Genomic DNA, 23,116 nt, shown 5'->3' with positions numbered 1-23,116 from the left:
TGGCCGGCATCGGTGTCATCGGGATGTCTGATGCGCTGTTGACCGTCGCACCGCAGCGGTGGGCGCTGCTGGCGTTCGCGCGGCTGCGTTCGCTGTGGCAGCGCTGGTTCCTCTGGCTGCTGCTGGCGGTGCTGGTGTCGGCACTGCTGGTCACGGTGGTGTGGCTCGCGGGCCGGCACGAGGTCGAGCAGGTGCAGGCCGCGCTCGACCGTGACACGGCCGACGCCGTCTCCGACCTGCGCAGCGGCTTCCAGCGCAATGCGCAGAGCCTGCGTGCCACGCAGGCGCCCGGCGCCGACGCCTCGCAATGGTCCGACGCCGCCGCAGCGCTGCTGCGCGAGCACCGCGAATGGCTGCGGCTGGAGTGGCGCGACGCCGCGCTGCGCCCGCTGCAGGCCGTCAACACGCCCTACCGCATGCGCATCCTCGACGAGGCCACGCGCGGCGTCGAGCAGTCCGACGTCACGCTGGCCTGCGCCGCCGCGCGCAAGCTCGGTGCGCCGGCCTATTCGCCGAGCCACTACGTGCCCATCGCAGGCGGGGGCGGCGTCGAGGTGATGGAACTGTGCGTGCCGATCGACGCGGGCGGCTACCTGGTGGCGAGCTACTCGCTGCGCGATGCGCTCATCGAGCTGGTCGGCCCCACGCTCACGCGCGGCCAGGAAGTGGCCTTCACCGAGGCCGACGGCACGCGGCTGGTGGCGCTGGGCACCTCGCGGCGCACCGGCACGCGGGTGTTCACGTCGCAGCAGCTCATCGACCTGCCCGGCGCCGCGCTGATGCTGCGCGTCGACGGCTGGCGCGCGGCACCCGACCTGTTCCCGAACATGCTCACCGCGCTGGTCACGGCCATCTCCATCGCGCTGGTGTCGGTGCTGGTGCTGCTGGCGCGCGACACGCGCCGCCGCCTGCGCGCCGAGCGCGACCTGGCCGACGCGCTGGCGTTCCGCAAGGCCATGGAAGACTCCGTCATCACCGGCCTGCGCGCGCGCGACCTGCGGGGCCGCATCACCTACGTGAATCCGGCGTTCTGCGAGATGGTGGGCTTCAGCCCCGAGGAACTCATGGCCGACAGCGCCGACGCGCCCGAAGCACCTTATTGGCCCACCGAGCTGGCGCACGAGTACCAGCAACGCCAGGCGAGGCGGCTGGCTGGCGGCATGCCGCCGCGCGAGGGCTTCGAGTCGGTCTTCATGCGCAAGGACGGCACGCGCTTCCCGGTGCTGATCTTCGAGGCGCCGCTGATCAACGCGCAGAAGGTACAGACCGGCTGGATGAGCGCGTTCATCGACGTGAGCGAGCAACGACGCATCGAGGAGCTTTCACGTGCCAGCCAGGAGCGCCTGCAGGCCAGCGCGCGGCTCGCCACCGTCGGCGAGATGGCCTCGCTGCTGAGCCACGAACTCACGCAACCCCTGGCCGCCATCGCCAGCTATGCGAGCGGCTCGCTCAACCTGCTCGGCCCGCACGCCAAGGGCGACCAGGGCGAGGTGGCGATGGCCGTGAAGCGCATCGCCGAGCAGGCCGACCGCGCTGGCCAGGTCATCCGCAGCGTGCACGACTTCGTTCGCCGGCGCGACCGTACGCGCGAGGCGGTGGCGCCTCAGGCGCTGATCGACGCGGTGCTGCCGCTGGTGCGGCTGCAGGCACGCAAGCTCGGGGTGATCATCGAGGTGGTGCTGGAAGACCGGCTGCCCGCGGCCATGTGCGACCGCACGCTGGTCGAGCAGGTGCTGCTGAACCTCGCGCGCAATGCCATGCAGGCCATGGACAGCCCCGACAACATCGGCAGCCGCGTGCTGCGGTTGCGCGTGGCGCGCGCCGTGGCGGTGGGCGGCACCGGGCAGGAAGACGGTCGGCGCTGGCTCGAGTTCTCGGTGGCCGACCTCGGCAGCGGCATCAGCGAGGAAGTGGCCGAGCGGCTCTTCACGCCCTTCTTCACCACGCGCGCCGACGGCATGGGGCTCGGCCTGAGCCTGTGCCGCACGGTGGTCGAACAGCACGGCGGCGCGCTGGTGTTCGAGCCGAACAAGCCGCGCGGTACCGTCTTCCGCTTCACGCTGCCGGTGGCATGACTCAGCTTCAGGCTCCGCGCGCTTCGTGTCGCTCCTCCTTCTGCCTTGCAGGGGCGACGCCGGCGGTCCGGCCGGACCGGTTCCGCGGCGTCCGTCAAAGGGCATCCGTTTTCTTTGGGACTTGATATGCAACCGCTGATCGATGGCTTGATCTTCATCGTGGACGACGACGCCAGCGTGCGCGAGGCACTCGCCTGGCTGCTGCGCTCGCGCCGGCTGGCGAGCGAACATTTCGGCAGCGCCGAGGCCTTCGAGCAGTTCCTCGACCAGGGACCGCTGCCCGAGCAGCCCCTGTGCCTGCTGCTGGACGTGCGCATGCCTGGCACCAGCGGGCTGGTGCTGTTCGACCGGCTCGTGGAGCGCGGCCTGCTGCCGTTGATGCCGGTGATCTTCCTCACCGGCCATGCCGACGTGCCCACGGCCGTCGACGCAGTGAAACGCGGCGCCTTCGACTTCTGCGAGAAGCCGTTCTCCGACAACGCGCTGGTCGACCGCATCGAGCATGCGTTGAACGCGTCGCTTCAGGCGCTGGAAGTGCAGCGCCTGCGCCGCGGGCTCGCCGAGCGCATCGCCGAACTGACGGAGCGCGAACGCGACGTGATGCGGCTCGTGGTCGAGGGCCTGCCGAACAAGCTCATCGCCGACCAGCTCGCGATCAGCGTGCGCACGGTGGAAGTGCACCGCGCGCGCGTGTTCGACAAGATGGAAGTGAAGTCGGCGGTGGAGCTCGCCAACCGCCTGAGAGAACTAGGCTAAGCCCCAGGCCTGCCCGCTTCTTGCGGCTGCCAACCCCCTTGCAGGGGGCAATACCGGCGGCCCGGCAAAGCCGGTTCCGCGGTATTCCCGGAAGAGGCCAGGATCAGGCTTTTTCCGCCACGAAGATCTCGACGCGGCGGTTTTGCGCGCGGCCTGCGGCCGTGCCGTTGTCGGCCAGCGGCTCGCGCGAGCCGCGGCCGTCGGTGGTGATGGCGGTGGTCGACACGCCGCGCGCCACCAGGTGGTTGCGCACGCTGTCGGCACGGCTCACCGAGAGGCGTTCGTTGCCTTCCTCGCTGCCGGTGGCGTCGGTGTGGCCGACCACGCGCACGCTGGCGGCGGTGGCCGACTTCAGCCCTTCGGCGACCTTGTCGAGCACCTGCGCCAGGTTGCGCTTGACGTTGGAGCGGCCGGTGTCGAACGACAGTTCGTTCGGGATCACCACGTGCAGCTGGTTGTCGGCGGTCTGCTCGATCACCACGCCCGTGCCCTTCGTCGAGGCTTCGAGATCCGTCTTCAGCGTGGCCAGGCGGGCCGTCCAGCTGTTCGCCGGCGCGGCCGGTGCGGCGGCCGGCGCGGCGGCTGCCGGCGGCGGTGCCGACTGCGAAGCGCAGCCCGCGATGAACAGCAACGCGGCGGCTGCCGCACTCGACACAACAAACTTCCTCATGAATTTCCCTCTCTATGGACCAATGGAATGGTGGCGGGACCGGCTTTTCTGTGCCAGCCGGTTTCCCGTCGGGGTGGTGCGTCAGCCCTGCGGCGCGCGCTCACCCACGTAGATCTCGACGCGGCGGTTCTGTGCCCGGCCCGCGTCGTTGTTGTTGTCGGCGATCGGCTCGCGCGAACCGCGGCCTTCGATGCGGAACGCCGCTGCGTTCACGCCGCGTGCGACGAGGTAGTCGCGCGTGCTGGTCGCGCGCTCGACCGACAACGGGTTGTTGATGGCGTCCGAGCCGGTGCTGTCGGTGTGGCCGATGATGCGCACCTCGGCGTTCGGGTTGTTGCGCAGGCCATTGGCGAACTGGTCGAGCACCGGCGCGAAATTCGGCTTGATGTTGGCGCGGCCCACGTCGAAGGACACGTCGCTTGGGATCTGCAGCTTCAGCTCGTTGTTCTGCGTCTGCGTCACGGCGATGCCCGTGCCCTGCGTGGCGGCTTCCATCTGGCGCTTCTGGTTTTCCATGCGCTGCGACCACAGGTAGCCGCCGAGCGCGCCGGCTGCTGCGCCGACCACCGCGCCCGTGCCGATGGCACCGCGGTTGCCGCCGGTGGCCGAGCCGATGGCGGCGCCGCCCAATGCGCCGATGCCGGCGCCGATGCCGGTGTTGCGCTGGGTGTCGGTCATGCCGCCGGCGCAGCCGGACAGGATGAAAGCGGTGGCACAGGTTGCAAGTACGAACTTTTTCATGGCGATCCCTTTCCAGGTTGAGTCAGAGGCGGGACACAGCTTAGCTCCGGCGGAGCCTGCGATGGTACGACCTCAAAGCCCTAGGGAAAATAAGAAATCTTTCGCAATCGCCCATGTATGCTGCGATGATTGCTACTAAAGTAATAGCAACAAGGTGCTTCTCCGACACGGTGCCACGGCTCCGGGCTACGCAGGCAGTTCACACTTTCGGCGGCGGCTTCCTGTCGGTGGCGTCGTGATCTGCCTCGGCGGCGTCCTCGTCGTGCAATTCACCCTTGTTGCGGCCCGAAAACATGGTCCACCAGATGATCAAGATGAACACGAGTCCCGCGGCGAGGGCTTCAAGCAGAATCAAACCCATGAGAAATGGACTCCAGTGGCTGGTCGGGCTTGTGATCGTAGCAACGCTCGCCGCCTGTTCCACCGGCCCGCGCGCACCCGATGCGCCCACCCGCCCTCCCGCCGTCACCCCGCCGCGCGACCTCGGCCCCCTCACCGGTTCGCTCGCGCATCCCAAGAGCCGCTGGGTGCCGGTGGGCTGGTCGGAGTTGCCGGGCTTCGGTGAAGACCCCCTGCATGAAGCGTGGATCGCGCTCCTGGCCAACTGCTCGCGCCCCAACGCCGCTTTCGCGCCGCTGTGCCGCGACGTGCGCCAGCTCACGATCGCCACGCCCGAGGAGCAGCGCCAGTGGATGACCGACCGGCTGCAGCCCTACCGCGTCGAGGCGCTCAACGGCCAGACCGAGGGCAAGCTCACCAGCTACTACGAGCCGGTGTACGAGGCCTCGCGCGTACCCACCGCCACCTTCAACGTGCCGATCTACCAGGCGCCCGACGGCCTCGTGCCGCGCCGGGCCTGGTACACGCGCCAGGAGATCGAGACCCTGCCCGAGGCGCAGGCCGCGCTGCGCGGGCGCGAGATCGCGTGGATGGCCGATCCCATCGACGCGCTGATGCTGCACATCCAGGGCTCGGGACGCCTTCGCATCACCGAGGCCAATGGCTACCAGCACACGGTGCGCATGGCCTTCTCGGCCACCAACGAGCAGCCTTACCGCAGCGTGCAGCAGTGGCTCATGAGCCAGGGCGTGAGCAAGGTCGGCAGGTGGCCCGACGACACCAAGACCTGGGCCGCGCAGAACCCGCAGCGCGTGTCGCAGCTGCTGTGGAGCAACCCGCGCTACGTGTTCTTCCGGGAGGAAACCATGAGCGAGGTCGACGCCGCCTTCGGCCCGCGCGGCGCGCAGGGCGTGCCGCTGACGGCCGGTCGGTCCATCGCGGTCGACCGCGAGAGCATTCCCTACGGCACGCCGGTGTGGCTCGCGTCCAACGGGCCGGCCGCGCAACTGCAGAAACTGGTGGTCGCGCAGGACACCGGCAGCGCCATCCTCGGCGCGGTGCGTGCCGACTATTTCGCGGGCACCGGGCCCGACGCCGGCCGGCTCGCGGCCAGCATGAACCAGCCGCTGCGCCTGTGGGCGCTGTGGCCGAGGCAACTGCCGGCGCCCTGACGCGCCGCGAGCGAACGAACCAACGGCGCGGCAATCCCGCGCCGTTTTTCATGGCCTGAACGGCGCGCCGCAACGGCGTGCGTCATCGTTCTGTCATGCGCGATGCACAGCTTCGTCACGGGCGCCTCTTATGGTCCCACGTCTGACGGGAGGCTGACTTTCTGCCTCACGACGAACCCCTCCACGATCACTGGAAAACAAAATGACTGATTCCACGAAGGCGCCCGCCGCGTCGCGCCGCCACGCCCTCAAGCTCCTCAGTGCCGCTCCGATGCTGCCTCTCGGCGGCGTCGCCTTCCTGACCGCCTGCGGCGGCGGCGGTGGTGGCGGTGGCAGCCTGCCCTTCCTGCCGCCGGCGCCCGCACCGGCGCCTGCCCCGCTCCGGCCCCCAACCCGCGCCGAACTATGTCTCGGCGGAATTCGTCGGCATGGCCGCGCCCACGCTCGCCAACGCCGCCGAGATGGCCACCACCACCGTCGGCTCCACGTTCAAGGTGTCGTTCGACAACGGCAGCTCCACCGAATACAAGCTGGCCTACCAGCCCTTCTTCCTGACCGGCGACATGGTGGCCGACGGCAAGGGCGGAAAGATCCTCGCGGGTGGCTACGTCGACATCAACAACCATCCGATCGTCGACGCTTCGGTCGCAGGCAAGGAACGCCAGTTCTTCTCCGACAGCCCCGACGGCACGTCGCTGATCTCCCTGCCCAACCCGACAGTGACCGGCATCAAGGGCAAGGCCGTGTTCGCCGTCGTGCAGTTCGAGTACACCACCCGCAACCAGAAGGGCGACAGCACCTACGGCACGCTGCCCTCGCCGATCGCGGTGCTCACGCTCGACCAGGACCAGACCACCGGCAAGCTCAGCCTGGTCAAGTACCACAACGTCGACATGTCCAGCGCCCATGGCCTGTGGATCACCTGCGGCGCGAGCCTCTCGCCCTGGGGCACCCACCTGTCGAGCGAGGAGTACGAACCCGACGCGTACAGCATCGCCACCAACACGATGTTCCAGGCCTACAGCACGAACGTGTTCGGCAGCGCGACCGCGGCCAACCCGTACCACTACGGCCACCTGCCCGAGGTCACCGTGAACCCCGACGGCACCGGCAGCGTGAAGAAGCACTATTGCCTGGGCCGCATCTCGCACGAGCTGATCCAGGTCATGCCCGACAACCGCACCGCCATCATGGGCGACGACTACACCAACGGCGGCTTCTTCATGTTCGTCGCCGACAAGGAAAAGGACCTGTCGGCCGGCACGCTCTACGTCGCCAAGTACGACGCGGGCTACTCGATCGACCCGGCGGCCGCCGCCACCAAGATGACCTGGATCAACCTCGGCCACGCCACCAGCGCGGAAATCGAGGCGCTGGCGAACGCGCACGTCGCCACCGACATCGTCGACGTGGTGTACGCCGTGCAGAACGGCAGCAACGATGCCACGCCGCTGACGCCCGCGACGCCGGTGGACGGCACCTACACGCTGATGTACTGCGACGGCAAGGCCAACTGGGTGCGCGTGAAGACGGGCATGGAAAAGGCCGCGGCCTTCCTGGAAACGCACCGCTACGCCAACCTCAAGGGCGGCAGCATGGCGTTCACCAAGATGGAAGGCACCACCGTCAACATCAAGGACAAGGTTGCCTATTCCGCGCTGCAGAACATCCAGGACTCGATGGTCAGCGGCGGCAAGGGCTGGACGGCGGCGACCAACATCGCGCTGCCGAAGAAGCTCAGCGCCGGCGGCGTGATGGCCCACAACCTGGCGGGTGGCCAGAAGGATTCGGACGGCAACTCGATCAACAGCGACTGGGTGCCTACGCAGACCCGTGCGCTGATCGTGGGAGAGGACATCACCGCCGACGCGCTGGGCAACCTGTCCAACCCCGACAAGATCGGCAATCCCGACAACCTCAAGTTCTCGGAAAAGATGCGCACGCTGTTCATCGGTGAAGACAGCAGCAGCCATGTCAACAACTTCCTCTGGGCCTACAACATCGACACCAAGAAGCTCTCGCGCCTCATGTCGATCCCGGCGGGCGGCGAATCGACGGGCCTGCATGCGGTGGACGAGATCAACGGCTGGACCTACATCATGAGCAACTTCCAGCACGCCGGCGACTGGTCTGCTTCGCTGCATGCGAAGGTGCAGGCCACGCTCGATCCGCTGGTGCGAGCCAACTACAAGGACCGCTTCGCGGCCGCCGTCGGCTACCTCACGGCGGACCCGATCCAGCCGAAGCTCTCGAAGTAAGGTATCTGGAAAGACGGCCTCGCCGCAGCAGGACCGGGCTGCCGCCCGGTCGCTTCACCTCCTGGAAACGGCGCTGTCGGCAACGACAGCGCCGTTTGCTTTGGTGCATGCCTGTCGCAATCCGACGCACAAGAATTTCACGAAAAAGCGCAACAAGGTTGCAGTTAACAGCGGGGTGACATTTTCGACAGCGTCGTGTCACGCGGGCTGCCTACCTTGCGCGGTTGTCCTCCTGCTTCAACCCGTGAAAGGCTCCGCATGACCATTGCACACCCCCATGCCGGCGACCGCTGCGTCGATCCCGACGACGTCGGCACGAACCCCACCGACAACCCGCGGTTCGACGAGATCGCCGCATCGCGCCTGAATCGCCGCCGCCTGCTGGGATGGGGCGTGGGCACGGCAGGCTCGGCGCTGCTGGCAGCGTGCGGCGGCGGCGGCGGCGGTGGCTCCGGCGCCTTCCTGCCGGCGGCACCCGCCACTGCTGCGCCAGCCCCTTCAGGCAACGTCGATACCTCGCCGGCCGCCACGCCGCCCGCAGCGCCCAGGCTGGGCTTCGATGCCGTGGCGAAGAGCCTCGCCGATGTGGTCGCCGTGCCCGCCGGCTACACCGCCAGCGTTCTCTACAGGCTGGGCGATCCCATCGCCGCCGAAGTGCCGGCATACAGGAACGACGGCAGCGACGAAGCGGCCACCTACGATCGCCGCGCCGGCGACCACCACGACGGCATGACCTTCTTCGGCATCGACGCGTCCGACAGGTGGGACCCGGCTCATGCGACGCGCGGCTTGCTTGTGATGAACCACGAATCCATGACGCAGCTGTTCCTGCACCCCGCCGGCCGGACCGTTTCCGGCACCGGCAACGCGGCGATGCGCACCGTGGCCGACGAGGTCCAGCGCGAGTTCTACCTGCACGGGGTGAGCGTGATCGAGGTCGAGCGCCGCGACGGCAGCTGGCGCTACCGGCAGGACTCGCGCTTCAATCGCCGCATCCACGCCGTCACCGAGATGGTTCTCTCGGGCCCGGCCGCCGGAACAGGCGACATGCGCACCCGGTATTCGCCCGACGGCACCAGGACGCGCGGCACCGTCAACAACTGCGCGAACGGCGCCACGCCCTGGGGTACCTACCTCACGTGCGAAGAAAACTGGGCAGGCTACTTCCGCCGCATCGGCGCGATCGACGATCCCCAGCGCAGCCCGCGCGAACTCGCCTCCTTCCAGCGCTACGGCGTGAGAGGCGTCGGGGGAAGCTCGCGCCTGTGGGCCACCCCGAGGCCCGACACGGCCGACCACCTGTATGGCCGCTGGAACGCAGAAATCGCCGGCGCCACGGCGACCGACGACTACCGCAATGTTGCCAACACCTATGGCTGGGTGGTGGAGATCGATCCCTTCGATCCGTCGGGCACGCCGAAGAAGCGCACCGCCCTCGGCCGCTTCGGCCATGAAGGCGCGTGCCTCGGCCCGGTCGTGCCGGGGAAGCCTCTGGTCTGGTACATGGGCGACGATGCGCAGAACGAATACGTCTACAAGTTCGTTTCCGCGCGGGCCTGGGACCCCGCCGATGTCGGCGCAGGGATGGTGGCTGGCGACAAGTACATGGACGAAGGCAGGCTCTATGCCGCGCGATTCAACGAAGACGGCAGCGGCGACTGGCTGGAGCTCGGCCTGGGCATCAACGGCATCACCGCAGCCAGCAAGGCCTACGCCTTCGCCGACGCGGCCGACGTGCTGATCAATGCCCGCCTGGCGGCCGATGCGGCCGGCGCGACGAAAATGGACCGTCCGGAATGGACGGCGGTCCATCCGAAGAACGGCGAGATCTACCTCACCCTCACCAACAGCACGGCACGCAGCGCGGGCGGCGCCAACATCACCAATGCGGCAAACCCGCGTGCCTACACCGAAGGCGGGCCGTCGCTGTCCAGCGGCAATCCGAACGGCCACATCGTTCGTTTCGCCGATGCCGGCGGCGAACCGGACGCTGTCCGCTTCGCGTGGGACGTCTATCTTTTCGGTGCGCGTTCGAACGCCGGGCCCAACGTGAATCTGTCCGAGCTGGATGCCGACAACGACTTTTCCAGCCCCGACGGCCTGTGGTTCAGCCAGGCCAGCCCCGGCCTGCTGTGGCTGCAGACCGACGACAGCAAATACACCGACGTGACAAACTGCATGATGCTCGCGGCGCTGCCGGGGCGCGTCGGCGACGGCGGGGCGAAGCGCATCGCCAATGCCAGCTACGTCCTCACCGACAACGACGAGGTCGTCGGCCATGTTGCCGAGCAGAAGACCTTCGTCGGCAAGCCGCCAGGCGCCGACGGCCTGCGCCGCTTTCTCGTCGGTCCCGTGGAGTGCGAGATCACCGGCGTGGCCGAATCGGGCGACGGCCGCGCGCTGTTCGTGAACATCCAGCATCCGGGCGAAGACACGTCCAGCCTTCGTGACCCGGCCGCCTTCACCAGCCATTGGCCCGACGGCGGCAACGCACGGCCGCGCTCGGCGACCGTGGTCATCACGCGGGACGACGGCGGCGTGATCGGCTTGTAGCGTCGTCGACGAAGCCCGGCCCGCGCCGGGCCGTCTTCAGGGCGCGGCCGGCAGCGGCAGCGCCGTCTTGTACCTCACCTGCTTGAGCGCGAAGCTCGAGCGGATCTTCTCGATGCCCGGGATCGGCGTGAGCTGCTCCAGGATGAATTTCTCGAGCGCCGCCATGTCGGCCACCGCGATGCGGATCAGGTAGTCGCTGTCGCCGGTCATCAGGTAGCACTCCATCACCTCGTCGTGCTCGGCGATGCGCTGCTCGAAGTCGGCCAGCGACTGCTTGCTCTGCGTGGTGAGGCTGATCGAGATGAACACGTTCAGTCCCAGGCCCAGCGCCTTGGCACTCGCGAGCGCCACATAGCGGTCGATCACGCCCTGCGTCTCGAGCACCTTCACGCGCGCCAGGCACGGCGAGGGCGAGAGGTGCACGCGGCGTGCGAGCTCCACGTTCGAGAGCGCGCCGTCGCGTTGCAGCTCATCCAGTATGCGCAGGTCGATCGCATCGAGTTGCATGAAATGCCGTCTCCAATTTTGTTTGGAAAATTTTATGCTGCGAGCCTGGCGCGGGATTGCATCCGCCGGTAGCTAATTCTTTGGTGTGCGGCCTAAAGTGCCGGTATGAACGCCCCGATCTCGCCCGACCAGATGCGCGCCCTGCTGCTCGACACCCCGCTGTCGCACGACCCCGACCCTGCGGAGACCGCCGAATGGCGCGACGCCTTCCTCGCGCTGGCGCAGACGCAGGGACCGCAGCGCGCCAAGCAGATGCTGGCCGAGCTGGCCCGCCTGGCGCGCCAGCAGCGCATCGGCTGGCAGCCCGAACTGGCCACCCCGTACGTCAACACCATCGCGGCGGAAGACCAGCCACCGTTCCCGGGCGACCTCGCCATCGAGGAAAAACTCGCCTCGCTGATGCGCTGGAACGCGCTCGCGATGGTGGCCAGGGCCAACCAGGCCTATGGCGAGCTCGGCGGCCACATCGCCAGCTACGCCAGCGCGGCCGACCTGTTCGAGACCGGCTTCAATCATTTCTTCCACGCGCGCAGCGAGCAGCACCGCGGCGACCTCGTGTTCTTCCAGCCGCACAGCGCACCGGGCGTCTACGCGCGGGCCTACCTCGAAGGGCGCCTGAGCGAAGACGACCTGAAGCACTACCGCCAGGAGCTCACCGCGCCCGCCTTCGTCGAGGGCAGCGGCGCGCGCGGCCTGTGCAGCTATCCGCATCCGTACCTGATGCCGGACTTCTGGCAGTTCCCCACCGGCTCGATGGGGATCGGCCCGATCAGCTCGATCTACCACGCGCGCTTCATGCGTTACCTCACGCACCGCAACCTGCTGAACTGCGAAGGGCGCAAGGTGTGGGGCGTGTTCGGCGACGGCGAGATGGACGAGCCCGAGTCGATGAGCGCGCTCACGCTCGCGGCGCGCGAGAAGCTCGACAACCTCGTGTGGGTGGTCAACTGCAACCTGCAGCGGCTCGACGGGCCGGTGCGCGGCAACGGCCGCATCATCGACGAACTCGAGAAGCTCTTCGCCGGTGCGGGCTGGAACGTCGTCAAGCTCGTGTGGGGCAGCGACTGGGACGGCCTCTTCGCGCAGGACGTGAGCGGTGCGCTCGCGCGCGTGTTCGCCGAGACCGTCGACGGCCAGATGCAGACCTTCGCCGCCAAGGACGGCCGCTTCAACCGCGACAACTTCTTCGGCCAGAACCCCGAGCTCGCACGGCTGGCCGAAGGCATGACCGACGAGCAGATCGACCGCCTGAAGCGCGGCGGCCACGACCTCGTGAAGATCCATGCGGCCTACGCCGCCGCGGCCCGGCACAAGGGCCAGCCCACGGTGATCCTGGCCCACACCAAGAAGGGCTACGGCATGGGCAGCGCGGCGCAGGGCAAGATGACCACGCACTCGCACAAGAAGATGGGCCACGTGGACCTCATCGAGTTCCGCGACCGCTTCAACCTGCCGCTGACCGACGCGCAGGCCACCGCGATGGACTTCTACCGCCCGGCCGAGGACAGTGCCGAGATGCGCTACCTGCGCCAGCACCGCGAGGCCCTCGGCGGCGCCATGCCGCGCCGCGAGACCGCCTGCGACGTGGTGCCCAAGCCCGAGCTCGCGAGCTACGCGCAGTTCGCCACCGCCGCCGCCGGCAAGGAGATGAGCACCACCATGGCCTTCGTGCGCATGCTGGGCAACCTGCTGAAGGACAAAGCCCTGGGCCCGCGCATCGTGCCCATCGTGGCCGACGAGGCGCGCACCTTCGGCATGGCCAACCTGTTCAAGCAGGTCGGCATCTATTCGAGCGTGGGCCAGCGCTACGCGCCGGAAGACATCGGCTCGGTGCTGAGCTACCGCGAAGCCACCGACGGGCAGATATTGGAAGAGGGCATCAGCGAAGCCGGCGCCATCGCCAGCTGGACGGCCGCGGCCACCAGCTACAGCGTGCACGGGCTGGCGATGCTGCCGTTCTACATCTACTACTCGATGTTCGGCTTCCAGCGCGTGGGCGACGCGATCTGGGCCGCGGCCGACCAGCGTGCACGCGGCTTCCTGCTGGGGGCGACCTCGGGGCGCACCACGCTCGGCGGCGAAGGCCTGCAGCACCAGGACGGCAGCAGCCACCTCGTGGCCGCGACCATCCCGAACTGCAAGGCCTACGACCCGGCCTTCGCGGGCGAGATGGCGGTCATCGTCGACGCGGGCATCCGCGAGATGATGGTCGAGCAGCAGGACGTGTTCTATTACGTCACGCTCATGAACGAGAACTACGCGCAGCCCGACGTTCCCGAGGGCGCGGAAGCCGACATCCTGCGCGGCTGCTACCGCTTCGGCGTGTATTCGCCGGCCAACGGCAAGGCGAAGAAGAGCGTCACGCTGATGGGCTCGGGCGCGATCCTCACCGAGGTCGTCAAGGCCGCGCAGCTGCTGGCCGACGAAGGCATCGAGGCCGAGGTGTTCAGCGTGACGAGCTGGAGCGAACTGGCACGCGACGGCGTGGCGTGCGAGCAGAAGGCGCTGGCCGGCGAGCAGGTCGACGCACCGTTCATCGCGCGGCAGCTCGGCGAGGGCAAGGCCCCCATCGTCGCTGCCACCGACTACGTGCGCGCCGTGCCCGAGAGCGTGCGCGCATTCCTGCCCGAAGGCCGCCGCTACCTCACGCTGGGCACCGACGGCTTCGGGCGCAGCGACACGCGCGCGGCGCTGCGCGGGTTCTTCGGGGTCGACGCGGCCAGCATCGCGAACGCGGCGCGGCACGCACTGGGCTGACGGTCGCAGGGGTGCGCCAGGGGGCTGCGTTAGAGTCGCAGGCCCATCCTCCCGCCCCATGACCGCCCGCTTCCAATCCATCGCCCCCGGTGCCCGCCTGGCCGACCAGGTGGCCGACGCATTGGCCGCCGAGGTGCGCAGCGGGCGGCTGTCGGAAGGCGACCGGCTGCCGACCGAGACCGCGCTGGCCGGCCAGTTCGGCGTGAGCCGCACCGTCGTGCGTGAAGCGGTGTCGCGGTTGAAGTCGCTGGGGCTGGTCGACTCGCGGCAGGGCAGTGGCGTGTACGTGCGCGCCGCCGGCGTCGAGCCGCTGCGCTTCGAGATGCCACACGTGGCCTCGCGCGAAGCGGTGATCCAGATGGTCGAGCTGCGCCGGGCGCTCGAAGCCGAAGTTGCGGGGCTGGCCGCCGAGCGCCGCACCAAGGCCGATCTGCGCCGCATCCGCGAGGCCATCAAGGCGCTGCAGGCGGCGGTGAAAGCGGGCGGCAACGGGGCCGACGAAGATGTGCGCTTCCACACCGCCATTGCCGAGGCCGCGCGCAACCCGTTTCTTCTCGGCACGTTGCAGTACCTGCGGCAGTTCCTGCACGGCGCCACGCGCGTGACGCGCGCCAACGAGGCGCGCCGCGCCGACTTCGCCGCCGAGGTGGCACAGGAGCACGCGCTGATCGTCGAGGCCATCGACGCTGGCGACGCGGTGCGCGCACGCGAGGCCGCGAAGGCGCACATGGACAACGCGATCCGCCGCATCGAGCAGGCCGATCCGGCCTTCTGGCATCAGGAGGGCGCGCGGCTCGCAAGGCCGCTGGTCGAGGACTGGCCGGCGGGACGCTGAGCGGCTCGTCGCGTCGGCGTGCGGGTTGGAACGGATCGGCGCAAGCGGCTCAGATTTGTATGATGACCTGACAAATTGAAGTGCGAGGCCCGAAAGCCTACGCTGCGTCTCTCACCTGGAAAGTCCCCTTCATGACCACCCTCCAATCCCCCGTCGTGGGCCTTGTCGGCCTCGGCGCCATGGGCGCCGGCATGGCGCAGTCGCTGCGCCGCGCGGGCCATGCGCCGCATGTGTTCGACGTGCGCCGGGACGTGGCCGAAGCCTTCGCGCGCGACGGCGGCACCGCCTGCGACACGCTCGCCACGCTCGGCGCGCAATGCGACGTCGTGGTCAGCGTGGTCGTCAACGCCGCGCAGACCGAGTCGGTGCTGTTCGGCGACGGCAGCACCCCGGGCTGCGCCGCGTCGATGAAGCCCGGCAGCCTGTTCGTGATGTGCTCCACCGTCGACCCGAACTGGTCGGTGGCGCTCGAGGCGCGCCTCGAAAAGCTCGGCCTGCTGTACCTCGACGCGCCCATCTCCGGCGGCGCCGCCAAGGCCGCGAGCGGCCAGATGACGATGATGACCGCGGGCACGCCCGCCGCCTACGAGAAGGCCGGCGCGCTGCTCGATGCCATGGCCGCCAAGGTCTACCGCCTGGGCGACAGCGCGGGCGCGGGCAGCAAGGTGAAGGTCATCAACCAGCTGCTGGCCGGCGTGCACATCGCCGCGGCGGCCGAGGCCATGGCGCTGGGCTTGCGCGAAGGTGTGGACCCGGCGGCGCTCTACGAGGTGATCACCCACAGCGCGGGCAACAGCTGGATGTTCGAGAACCGCATGGCGCACGTGCTCGCGGGCGACTACACGCCGCTGTCGGCCGTCGACATCTTCGTGAAGGACCTGGGTCTGGTGCTCGACGTGGCGCGCGCCAGCAAGTTTCCGCTGCCGCTGTCGTCGACCGCGCACCAGATGTTCATGCAGGCCTCGACCGCGGGCTACGCGCGCGAGGACGACAGCGCGGTCATCAAGATCTTCCCGGGCATCGAGGTGCCCTCGAAAAAACAAGCCTGAAGAAAGAAGAGAGACACCATGAACATCCTCATCACCGGCGGCTGCGGCTTTCTCGGTGCGCGCCTCGCCCGCACCTTGCTCGCAGGCGGCAACCTCTCGCTGGCCGGCGGCGCCGCGCAGCCCGTCTCTCGCGTCACGCTGGCCGACCGCGTGCCGCCGCCCGCCGACCTGGCCGGCGACGCGCGCGTGCAGTTCGTTCAGGGCGACCTCCACGAGCAGGCCGGCAGCGGCGCGCTGCCGCTGGCCGACACCCACGCGGTGTTCCACCTGGCCGCGGCCGTGAGCGGCGAGTGCGAGGCCGACTTCGACCTGGGCATGCGCAGCAACCTCGACACCACGCGCGCCCTGCTCGAAGCCTGCCGCCGCGCCGGCCACGCGCCGGTGTTCGTGTTCTCCAGCTCGGTGGCGGTGTTCGGCGATTCGCCCGAGCAACGCCTTCCTGCCGTCATCGAGGACACCACGCTGCCCACGCCGCAGAACAGCTACGGCATCCAGAAGTTCATCGGCGAGCAGCTCGTGGCCGACTTCACGCGCAAGGGTTTCGTGCAAGGCCGCAACGTGCGGCTCATGACGGTGTCGGTGCGTCCTGGCAAGCCCAACGGCGCGGCGTCGAGCTTCCTGAGCGGCATGCTGCGCGAGCCGCTGGCCGGCGAGCGCGCGCGCTGCCCCGTGTCGCCCGACACGCCCGTCGCGCTGGCCTCGCCCGGCAACACCGTGCAGGGCATCGTGCGCGCGGCCACGGCCAGCGCCACCGAGTGGGGCGCTCGCACCGCGGTCAACCTGCCCGCGCTGACCACCACCGTGCGCGAGATGGCGCAGGCGCTCGAGCGCATCGCGGGCCCGGACGCGACCGGCCTGATCGACTGGGAGCCCGATGCCGCCGTCGCGAAGATCGTCACCAGCTGGCCCAGCCGCATCCATGCGGCGCGCGCCGAGGCGCTGGGCCTGAAGGCCGACGCGAGCTTCGACGCGATCCTGCGCGACTACGTGCGCGAGAACGCGCAGGCCGTCAAGCTGCCGCTGAAGGACTGAGCCATGCCCAAGCTCGTGCTCGGCTGCATCGCCGACGATTTCACCGGCGCCACCGACCTCGCCAACAATCTGGTGCGCGCAGGCATGCGTGTCGTGCAGGCCATCGGCGTGCCCGAAGGGCCGCTCGGCGCCGAGGTCGACGCGGTGGTGGTCGCGCTCAAGTCGCGCACCATTGCGCCCGCCGATGCCATCGCCCAGTCGCTGGCCGCGCTGCGCTGGTTGCAGGCGCAGGGTGCGCAGCAGATCTACTTCAAGTACTGCTCCACTTTCGACAGCACGCCGCAAGGCAACATCGGCCCCGTCACCGAAGCGCTGATGGACGCGCTGCAATGCGACTTCACCATCGCCACGCCCGCCTTCCCCGACAACAAGCGCACCGTGTTCAAGGGCTACCTGTTCGCGGGCGACGTGCTGCTCAACGAGAGCGGCATGCAGAACCACCCGCTCACGCCCATGACCGACCCGAACCTGGTGCGGGTGCTGCAGGCGCAGTGCAGGCGCAAGGTGGGCCTGATCGACTACGCGGTGGTCGCGCGCGGCGCGCAAGCCATCGAGGAGCGCATCGCGCAACTGAAGGCCGAGGGTGTGTCGATCGCCGTCGTCGATGCGGTGTCGAACGACGACCTGCTGCGCATGGGCCCGGCACTTGCGAAGTTGCCCTTGCTCACGGCGGGCTCGGGCGTGGCCATCGGCCTGCCGGCCAACTTCGGCCTGGCGCCGTCGTCGCAGGCCAGCGCATTGCCGAAAGCGAGTGGCAAGACGGCGGTGGTCTCGGGCAGTTGTTCGCTCGCCACCAACCGCCAGGTGCATGACTTCATCCAGCGCGGCGGCGCTGCGAAGGCCATCGATCCGCTGCGCATTGCGCAGGGCATGGACGTTGCGGCCGAGGTGCTGTCGTGGGCCGCGCCGTTGATCGACAAGGGCCCGGTGCTCGTCTACTCGACCGCCGAGGCGGGCGACGTGAAGTCGGTGCAGGGCCAGCTCGGCGTGGAGCAAGCGGGCGCGATGGTCGAGCGCACCATCGCCGCCATCGCGCGCGGCTTGGTCGAACGCGGCGTGCACCAGTTGGTGGTGGCCGGCGGCGAGACCTCCGGCGCCTGCGTGCAGGCGCTGGGCATTGCACAGATGCAGATCGGCCCGCAGATCGACCCGGGTGTGCCGTGGTGCCATGCGCGCTCCGAAGCCGCGCCTGTATCGGGCTTGCACATTGCGCTGAAGTCCGGCAACTTCGGCAGCGACGATTTTTTTACGAAGGCGTTTTTGGGTTGGGGTGACGCTCACTGATTCGGGGCGCGATCACGACGGCGGTCGTTGATCGCCGCGAACCGACAGCGTGTCCAAGTGAACAGGGCGTCGGGTGCTTCCCGCAGCGAAATGAAGGGGGAAGCCGAAGGCCGGAGGACATACGCGGAGGGAAGTACCCGGCGGCCTGTGCACCCGTCCCGAACAGCAATACAGCAAGGAACATGACAGAAACCCAAGCCCGAGAAGAAATCTGCCGCGCAGGCCGCAGCCTGTTCGAGCGTGGCTACGTGCACGCCACCGCCGGGAACATCAGCGTGCGGCTGGACGACGGCTTCCTCATCACGCCGACCGATGCATGCCTGGGTTTCCTCGACCCCGCCCGCCTGGCCAGGCTGGATGCGAATGGCCGGCAGACCGGCGGCGACCGCGCCAGCAAGACCATCGCGCTGCACACGCGCATCTACGCCGCCGCGCGCAGGTTCGACGCGAACACCGCGTGCGTCATCCACACGCACAGCACGCACTGCGTGGCGCTCACGCTGAAAGACCCGGGCGACGAGTTGCTCGCTGCGCTCACGCCGTACTTCGTGATGAAGGTCGGTCACGTGCCGGTCGTTGCGTACCACCGCCCCGGCGCGCCGGAAGCGGCAGAACAGGTGGCGCAAGCCATCGAGCGCTTCGGCGCCGCCGGCACGCCGGTGCGCGCCGTGATGCTCACGCGCCTGGGCCCCAACGTCTGGCACGACACGCCGGCCGCCGCCATGTCCGTGCTCGAGGAACTCGAGGAAACCGCCCGGCTCCAGGTGCTTGCAGGCTCGACGCCCGCACCGCTGGATGCCGAACAGATCGACGAACTGCGCCGCGCCTTCGGTGCGCGCTGGTAGTACAAACACCCCATGCCCCAATTCGCCGCCAACCTGTCGATGCTCTATCCGGAGCTCGCCTTTCTCGACCGATTCGATGCCGCCGCGAAAGACGGCTTCGAGGCCGTGGAGTACCTCTTTCCGTACGACTTCGCGAAGGAGGACATCCTCGCGCGGCTCGAGCACAACGGCCTGCAGCAGGTGCTGTTCAACGGACCGCCCGGCGACTGGGCCGGCGGCGAACGCGGCCTGGCCTGCCTGCCCGGGCGCGACGCCGAGTTCCGCGAAGGCATTGCCAGGGCCATCGACTACGCCGTGGCACTCGCATGTCCGCGCATCCACGTCATGGCCGGCCTCGTGCCCGAAGGGCTCGAGCGCGACGCGCTGCAGCCGGTGTACCTCGACAACCTGCGCTGGGCCTCGGCCGAAGCCGCCAAGGCGAAGCTCGACGTGCTGATCGAGCCGATCAACACGCGCGACATTCCCGGCTTCTTCCTCAACCGGCAGGACCATGCGCACGAGATCGTCGAAGCGGTGGGCGCGCCCAACCTCAAGGTGCAGATGGACCTGTACCACTGCCAGATCGTCGAGGGCGACGTGGCGATGAAGATCCGCAAGTACCTGCCCACGGGCCGCGTCGGCCACATCCAGATCGCGGGCGTGCCCGACCGGAACGAGCCCGACACCGGCGAGCAGAACTATCCGTACCTGTTCGACGTGCTCGACGAGGTGTCGGCGCAATGCGGCTGGCAGGGCTGGGTCGGCTGCGAATACCGGCCGCGCCGCGGCGCGGTGCCGGGCGGGACATCGGACGGGCTCGGCTGGCTGCGCGCGCAGCGACAGCGCGCATGAAGCTCGAGGCGCTGCGCATTCCCGTGCCCTTGCGCGGCTTCGCGGCCGGCGACGCCCAGGTGTTCGACGTCACGCTGGCGGGCGACAGGGTCGAATCGGTCGTGCCGAGCGCCCGGCAGGCGCATGCACGCGGCACGCTGCTGAGCGCGCTGGTCGACGCGCACGCGCACATCGACAAGAACTACACCGTGCAGGACGTCGGCGCCGCGCAGGGCAACCTGTTCGCCGCCATCGACCGCATGAACCGGCACCGCGAGAGCTGGACCGGCGAATCGCTGCGCATCCGCATGGAGCGCGCCTTGCGCGACGCATGGGAGTCGGGCACGCGCGCATTGCGCACGCACCTCGACTGGGTTCAGGCCGAGCCGCCGGCCGCGCTGGCCGTTTTCGAGGCACTGCGCGAAGAATGGCGCGGCCGCGTCGAGCTGCAGTTCGTCTCGCTCACGCCGCTCGACCTGTTCGCCGACCTCGCGGCCGGCGACCGCATCGCGCGCGAGGTGAAGCGCGCGGGCGGCACGCTCGGCGCGTTCGTCTACCGCAACGAAGGCATCGTGCACAAGCTCGGGCGCGTGTTCGACCTGGCGCAGCAGCACGGACTGGGCCTCGACTTCCATGTCGACGAGGGACTCGATGCCGAAGCCGTCGGGCTGCGCAGCATCGCGCAGCTGGTGCGCGCGCGCGATTTCACGCACGGCGTGGTCTGCGGGCATTGCTGCTCGCTCTCGGTGCAGGACGATGCGGTCGCCGCCGAAACGCTCGCGCTGTGCGCCGGCGCGGGCCTGCACCTCGTCGCGCTGCCCACCACCAACCTCTACCTGCAGGGCGCCTGGGACCGCACGCCGGTGCAGCGCGGCATCACGCGCATCCGCGAGGCGTCGGCACGGGGCTTGCGTGCGAGCCTGGCGACCGACAACGTGCAGGACGCGTTCTATCCCTACGGCAGCTACGACCTGCTGGAGACCTTCGGCCTGGGCGTGCAGATGGCGCACCTGGCGCCGGCCTCCGACTGGCTCGATGCCGTGACCGTGAGCCCTGCCAACGCGCTGGGGCTCGCGTGGAACGGGCGAATCGCGCCGGGCTGCCCGGCCGACCTGCTGGTGCTGTCGGCCACCGACGAACACGAACTCATCGGTCCGCGCGGACGGCAACGCACCGTCATCCGCGCGGGCCGAATCCTTGAAAAGAATCCGGAGAACACCCCATGAGCATGGGCAAGCCGATGGCCAACTATGCCGCCGCCAAGCGCGTCGGCGATTTCATCTTTATGAGCGGCGTGGTCGCGGTCGACCCGGCCACGCGCCGCGCGGTGGCCGGCTACGACGCCATCCCCGAAGAAGCCCGCACCGCGCTGCAGGGCGTGGGCTACGCCACGGGGCAGATGTCGGTCGACGTGTTCGAGGCGCCCATCGTGGCGCAGAGCTGGTTCGTGCTGGAACGCATCCGCCAGATCGCGGCTGATCACGGCGGCACGATGGAAGACGTGGTGAAGCTGGTGCAGTACTTCCGCCACCTGCCGCACTACGCGTTCTACAACCGCGTGCGCGGCCTGTTCTATCCGGGCGAACCGCCGGTGAGCACGGTGGTGGAGGTGTCGCGCTTCCTGCCGGGCGACGAGGTGCTGGTGGAGGTGGAAGCCACCATGTACCTGCCGCAATAGGCTCGCCCCAGGCTGCGCGCACTTCGTGGCGCTTCGCCAATCCCTGCCCGGGGGCAACACCGGAGGCCCGGCAGAGCCGGTTCCTCGGTGTTCCGTGAAAAGTCCCGCTCTACCTGACGCCTGCGCCCTTGAGCAGGAAGTCGGTCACCTGCTCGATCAGGTAGCGCCGGTCCTTGTCGTCGCCTTGCTGCGCGGTGTCGCGAAAGTAGGCGGCCTGGGTGGCATGGTCGGCGTAGAACTGCGTCACGGCCCAGATGTGGAACAGCACGAGCATCGGGTCGGCCTTGTCCATCAGGCCCTGGTTCATCCAGTTCTGGATCACGGCGGCGGCCTGGTCGGTGCGCTGCTTGCTCGTGTCCATCATGCTGTTGAGCACGGGCGCGCCGCGCATCATCTCCGCAGTGAAGATGCGCGAGCGCAACGGGTGCTGGAACGAGAACATCATCTTGCGGTGGATCAGGTCGCTCAGCACCTTGCGCGGGCCGAAGGCCTCGTCGCTGAAGCCGAACACCACGATCCAGTCGGTCAGCACGTCCTGCAGCACCTGGCGGTACAGCGCCTCCTTGCTGTCGATGTAGTAGTGCAGCTGCGCCTTCGACAGCCCGGCCTTGTCGGCGATGGCTTGCGTCGACGCGCCGGCCAGCCCCTCGGTCGCGAACACCTCGATGGCCGCCTGGTTGATGAGGCCCAGCACCTGCGTGTACTTGCGCGAGCGACCGCGCGTGGCGGGTGCCTCGGCGTCGCCTTCCTCGGCGATGGGCGGACGTGCGCTCACAGCTGCAGCACCAGTTCCGTGCCCTTGGCGCGCGAGCAGCACAGCGCCACCTTGTGGCGGCGCTCGCTGCCGGTGAGGCAGAAGTCGCGGTGCTCTGCGCCTTCGCCGTCGCCCTCGACGACGCAGGTGCCGCACAGGCCCTGCTGGCACGACACCGGAATGTCGATGCCCACTTCGTGCAGCGCGTCGACAGCGGTCTGGTCGGCGGCCACCGGCACCGTGATGCCGCGCTGCGCGAGCTTCAGCGTGAAGGGCAGGCCGGCGGCGGTGCTGGCATCGGTCGGCGCGGCGAAGTACTCGGCATGCAACGCGTCCTCGGGCCAGTGCGCGGCTGCCTCGCGCACCGCCTGCATGAAGCCGCCGGGGCCGCACACGTAGAGGTGCGTGCCCTGTTCGCGGTCGGCGAGCAGGGCGCGCAGGTCGATGCGGCTGGACGCGTCGCCCTGGTCCAGGTGCAGCCGCAGGTGCGGCGCCAGCGCGGGATCGCGCAGCGCGCCGGCGAAGGCCAGGTGCTCCTCGCCGCGGGCGAACACGCACAGCGTGAACCGCGCGCCGCGCGCGGCCAGCGCCTGCGCCATGGCCAGCAGCGGCGTCATGCCGATGCCGCCAGCCAGCAGCAGGTGGTGCGTGGCCTCCTCGCGCAGCGGGAACGTGTTGCGCGGCGCGCTGATCGGCAGCAGGTCGCCTTCGCGCACGCGCTCGTGCATCGAGGCGGAGCCGCCGCGGCTGCCGGTCTCGCGCTTCACGCCGATCACGTAGCGGCTCGCGTCCGACGCACCCGGCATGCCTGGCGCGCGCGCCAGCGAGTACTGCCGCGAGAAGCCGCCGGGCATATGCACGTCGATGTGCGCACCGGCCTCGTAGGCCGGCAGCGGCCGGCCCCACGGGTGGACCAGCTCGAAGGCCAGGATTTCCGGCGTCTGCCGCGAGATGCGTTCGACGCGGACGGTGAGCGTGCGTTCGAGGCTCATGGGTCTCTC

At 69.1% G+C, this 23,116-nt stretch carries 20 protein-coding genes; 14 read left to right on the top strand and 6 right to left on the bottom strand.

Annotated features, from left to right (window positions below; translation table 11 throughout):
* Positions 1 to 23: 23 nt before the first annotated feature.
* Together AACL56_RS01685 and AACL56_RS01680 are read left to right on the top strand one after the other, a co-directional pair.
* Positions 24 to 2,075, top strand: a complete 2,052-nt coding sequence (locus AACL56_RS01685) for a two-component system sensor histidine kinase NtrB (RefSeq protein WP_339092780.1) — start codon at positions 24 to 26, stop codon at positions 2,073 to 2,075.
* Positions 2,076 to 2,201: 126 nt separating this feature from the next.
* A complete protein-coding gene (locus AACL56_RS01680) occupies positions 2,202 to 2,831 on the top strand; it encodes a response regulator transcription factor (protein ID WP_339088106.1) in 630 nt (209 codons plus the stop codon).
* 103 nt (positions 2,832 to 2,934) lie between these two features.
* On the opposite strand, the gene AACL56_RS01675 is transcribed toward AACL56_RS01680, so the two are convergent.
* The 3 genes from AACL56_RS01675 to AACL56_RS01665 all read right to left on the bottom strand — a co-directional run bounded on the left by AACL56_RS01675 (position 2,935) and on the right by AACL56_RS01665 (position 4,603).
* Positions 2,935 to 3,501 (bottom strand): OmpA family protein, encoded by a 567-nt coding sequence (locus AACL56_RS01675; RefSeq protein WP_339088105.1) that lies wholly within the window; start codon positions 3,499 to 3,501, stop codon positions 2,935 to 2,937.
* Positions 3,502 to 3,582: 81 nt separating this feature from the next.
* The gene (locus AACL56_RS01670; RefSeq protein ID WP_339088104.1) at positions 3,583 to 4,242 is read right to left on the bottom strand and encodes an OmpA family protein; all 660 of its coding nucleotides are present in this window, start codon (positions 4,240 to 4,242) and stop codon (positions 3,583 to 3,585) included.
* Positions 4,243 to 4,441: 199 nt separating this feature from the next.
* Positions 4,442 to 4,603, bottom strand: coding sequence for a hypothetical protein (locus tag AACL56_RS01665; RefSeq protein WP_339088103.1), 162 nt, complete (start codon positions 4,601 to 4,603; stop codon positions 4,442 to 4,444).
* Between AACL56_RS01665 and mltA the strand changes: the two genes are divergently transcribed.
* The 3 genes from mltA to AACL56_RS01650 all read left to right on the top strand — a co-directional run bounded on the left by mltA (position 4,602) and on the right by AACL56_RS01650 (position 10,564).
* The gene (mltA, locus tag AACL56_RS01660; RefSeq protein WP_339088102.1) at positions 4,602 to 5,753 is read left to right on the top strand and encodes a murein transglycosylase A; all 1,152 of its coding nucleotides are present in this window, start codon (positions 4,602 to 4,604) and stop codon (positions 5,751 to 5,753) included. The genes AACL56_RS01665 and mltA overlap by 2 nt on opposite strands.
* A gap of 428 nt (positions 5,754 to 6,181) precedes the next feature.
* The gene (locus AACL56_RS01655) at positions 6,182 to 8,011 is read left to right on the top strand and encodes a PhoX family protein (RefSeq protein WP_425336972.1); all 1,830 of its coding nucleotides are present in this window, start codon (positions 6,182 to 6,184) and stop codon (positions 8,009 to 8,011) included.
* 258 nt (positions 8,012 to 8,269) lie between these two features.
* Complete coding sequence (locus AACL56_RS01650; protein ID WP_339088101.1) at positions 8,270 to 10,564, top strand: PhoX family protein; 2,295 nt, start codon at positions 8,270 to 8,272, stop codon at positions 10,562 to 10,564.
* Positions 10,565 to 10,600: 36 nt separating this feature from the next.
* Here the strand turns inward: AACL56_RS01650 and AACL56_RS01645 are convergent, their stop codons facing one another.
* A complete protein-coding gene (locus AACL56_RS01645; protein ID WP_339088100.1) occupies positions 10,601 to 11,071 on the bottom strand; it encodes an Lrp/AsnC family transcriptional regulator in 471 nt (156 codons plus the stop codon).
* Positions 11,072 to 11,176: 105 nt separating this feature from the next.
* On the opposite strand from AACL56_RS01645, the gene mdeB reads away from it, so the two are divergent.
* The 9 genes from mdeB (at position 11,177) to AACL56_RS01600 (ending at position 21,361) form a co-directional block, all read left to right on the top strand.
* Positions 11,177 to 13,828, top strand: a complete 2,652-nt coding sequence (mdeB, locus tag AACL56_RS01640; protein WP_339088099.1) for an alpha-ketoglutarate dehydrogenase — start codon at positions 11,177 to 11,179, stop codon at positions 13,826 to 13,828.
* Positions 13,829 to 13,886: 58 nt separating this feature from the next.
* On the top strand, positions 13,887 to 14,663 hold the full coding sequence (locus AACL56_RS01635; protein ID WP_339088098.1) for a FadR/GntR family transcriptional regulator: 777 nt from the start codon (positions 13,887 to 13,889) through the stop codon (positions 14,661 to 14,663).
* 131 nt (positions 14,664 to 14,794) lie between these two features.
* Complete coding sequence (gene ltnD / locus AACL56_RS01630; RefSeq protein WP_339088097.1) at positions 14,795 to 15,712, top strand: L-threonate dehydrogenase; 918 nt, start codon at positions 14,795 to 14,797, stop codon at positions 15,710 to 15,712.
* Between the two features lie 18 nt (positions 15,713 to 15,730).
* Positions 15,731 to 16,744 carry a D-erythronate dehydrogenase gene (gene denD / locus AACL56_RS01625; protein WP_339088096.1) on the top strand — a complete coding sequence of 338 codons (1,014 nt, stop codon included), beginning with the start codon at positions 15,731 to 15,733 and terminating at the stop codon, positions 16,742 to 16,744.
* Between the two features lie 3 nt (positions 16,745 to 16,747).
* Positions 16,748 to 18,028, top strand: coding sequence for a 3-oxo-tetronate kinase (gene otnK, locus AACL56_RS01620; RefSeq protein WP_339088095.1), 1,281 nt, complete (start codon positions 16,748 to 16,750; stop codon positions 18,026 to 18,028).
* 182 nt (positions 18,029 to 18,210) lie between these two features.
* Positions 18,211 to 18,873 (top strand): aldolase, encoded by a 663-nt coding sequence (locus AACL56_RS01615; protein ID WP_339088094.1) that lies wholly within the window; start codon positions 18,211 to 18,213, stop codon positions 18,871 to 18,873.
* 12 nt (positions 18,874 to 18,885) lie between these two features.
* Entirely contained in the window at positions 18,886 to 19,704 is an 819-nt protein-coding gene (gene otnI, locus AACL56_RS01610; protein WP_339088093.1) for a 2-oxo-tetronate isomerase, read from the top strand.
* Complete coding sequence (locus AACL56_RS01605; RefSeq protein ID WP_339088092.1) at positions 19,701 to 20,909, top strand: amidohydrolase family protein; 1,209 nt, start codon at positions 19,701 to 19,703, stop codon at positions 20,907 to 20,909. Before otnI ends, AACL56_RS01605 begins: the two co-directional genes overlap by 4 nt.
* Positions 20,906 to 21,361, top strand: coding sequence for a RidA family protein (locus tag AACL56_RS01600; protein WP_339088091.1), 456 nt, complete (start codon positions 20,906 to 20,908; stop codon positions 21,359 to 21,361). Before AACL56_RS01605 ends, AACL56_RS01600 begins: the two co-directional genes overlap by 4 nt.
* 109 nt (positions 21,362 to 21,470) lie before the next feature.
* Here the strand turns inward: AACL56_RS01600 and AACL56_RS01595 are convergent, their stop codons facing one another.
* Positions 21,471 to 22,136, bottom strand: a complete 666-nt coding sequence (locus tag AACL56_RS01595) for a TetR family transcriptional regulator C-terminal domain-containing protein (protein WP_339088090.1) — start codon at positions 22,134 to 22,136, stop codon at positions 21,471 to 21,473.
* Positions 22,133 to 23,107: a PDR/VanB family oxidoreductase gene (locus AACL56_RS01590; RefSeq protein WP_339088089.1), complete on the bottom strand. Its 975-nt coding sequence runs from the start codon at positions 23,105 to 23,107 to the stop codon at positions 22,133 to 22,135. Before AACL56_RS01590 ends, AACL56_RS01595 begins: the two co-directional genes overlap by 4 nt.
* Between the last annotated feature and the right edge of the window lie 9 nt (positions 23,108 to 23,116).

This window comes from Variovorax paradoxus (assembly GCF_902712855.1).
GTDB lineage: Bacteria > Pseudomonadota > Gammaproteobacteria > Burkholderiales > Burkholderiaceae_C > Variovorax > Variovorax paradoxus_Q.
This window is presented reverse-complemented; position numbering and strand designations above follow the sequence as displayed.

Bases quoted from the DNA above. Each gene is read 5' to 3' on its own strand.
- otnI (WP_339088093.1), top strand. From the start codon at position 18,886: ATGCCCCAATTCGCCGCCAACCTGTCGATGCTCTATCCGGAGCTCGCC.
- AACL56_RS01670 (WP_339088104.1), bottom strand. From the start codon at position 4,242: ATGAAAAAGTTCGTACTTGCAACCTGTGCCACCGCTTTCATCCTGTCC.
- AACL56_RS01635 (WP_339088098.1), top strand. From the start codon at position 13,887: ATGACCGCCCGCTTCCAATCCATCGCCCCCGGTGCCCGCCTGGCCGAC.
- AACL56_RS01680 (WP_339088106.1), top strand. From the start codon at position 2,202: ATGCAACCGCTGATCGATGGCTTGATCTTCATCGTGGACGACGACGCC.
- AACL56_RS01655 (WP_425336972.1), top strand. From the start codon at position 6,182: ATGGCCGCGCCCACGCTCGCCAACGCCGCCGAGATGGCCACCACCACC.
- AACL56_RS01665 (WP_339088103.1), bottom strand. From the start codon at position 4,603: ATGGGTTTGATTCTGCTTGAAGCCCTCGCCGCGGGACTCGTGTTCATC.
- AACL56_RS01685 (WP_339092780.1), top strand. From the start codon at position 24: ATGTCTGATGCGCTGTTGACCGTCGCACCGCAGCGGTGGGCGCTGCTG.
- AACL56_RS01650 (WP_339088101.1), top strand. From the start codon at position 8,270: ATGACCATTGCACACCCCCATGCCGGCGACCGCTGCGTCGATCCCGAC.
- AACL56_RS01600 (WP_339088091.1), top strand. From the start codon at position 20,906: ATGAGCATGGGCAAGCCGATGGCCAACTATGCCGCCGCCAAGCGCGTC.
- otnK (WP_339088095.1), top strand. From the start codon at position 16,748: ATGCCCAAGCTCGTGCTCGGCTGCATCGCCGACGATTTCACCGGCGCC.
- AACL56_RS01645 (WP_339088100.1), bottom strand. From the start codon at position 11,071: ATGCAACTCGATGCGATCGACCTGCGCATACTGGATGAGCTGCAACGC.
- denD (WP_339088096.1), top strand. From the start codon at position 15,731: ATGAACATCCTCATCACCGGCGGCTGCGGCTTTCTCGGTGCGCGCCTC.
- AACL56_RS01605 (WP_339088092.1), top strand. From the start codon at position 19,701: ATGAAGCTCGAGGCGCTGCGCATTCCCGTGCCCTTGCGCGGCTTCGCG.
- AACL56_RS01590 (WP_339088089.1), bottom strand. From the start codon at position 23,107: ATGAGCCTCGAACGCACGCTCACCGTCCGCGTCGAACGCATCTCGCGG.
- mltA (WP_339088102.1), top strand. From the start codon at position 4,602: ATGAGAAATGGACTCCAGTGGCTGGTCGGGCTTGTGATCGTAGCAACG.
- ltnD (WP_339088097.1), top strand. From the start codon at position 14,795: ATGACCACCCTCCAATCCCCCGTCGTGGGCCTTGTCGGCCTCGGCGCC.
- AACL56_RS01675 (WP_339088105.1), bottom strand. From the start codon at position 3,501: ATGAGGAAGTTTGTTGTGTCGAGTGCGGCAGCCGCCGCGTTGCTGTTC.
- mdeB (WP_339088099.1), top strand. From the start codon at position 11,177: ATGAACGCCCCGATCTCGCCCGACCAGATGCGCGCCCTGCTGCTCGAC.
- AACL56_RS01615 (WP_339088094.1), top strand. From the start codon at position 18,211: ATGACAGAAACCCAAGCCCGAGAAGAAATCTGCCGCGCAGGCCGCAGC.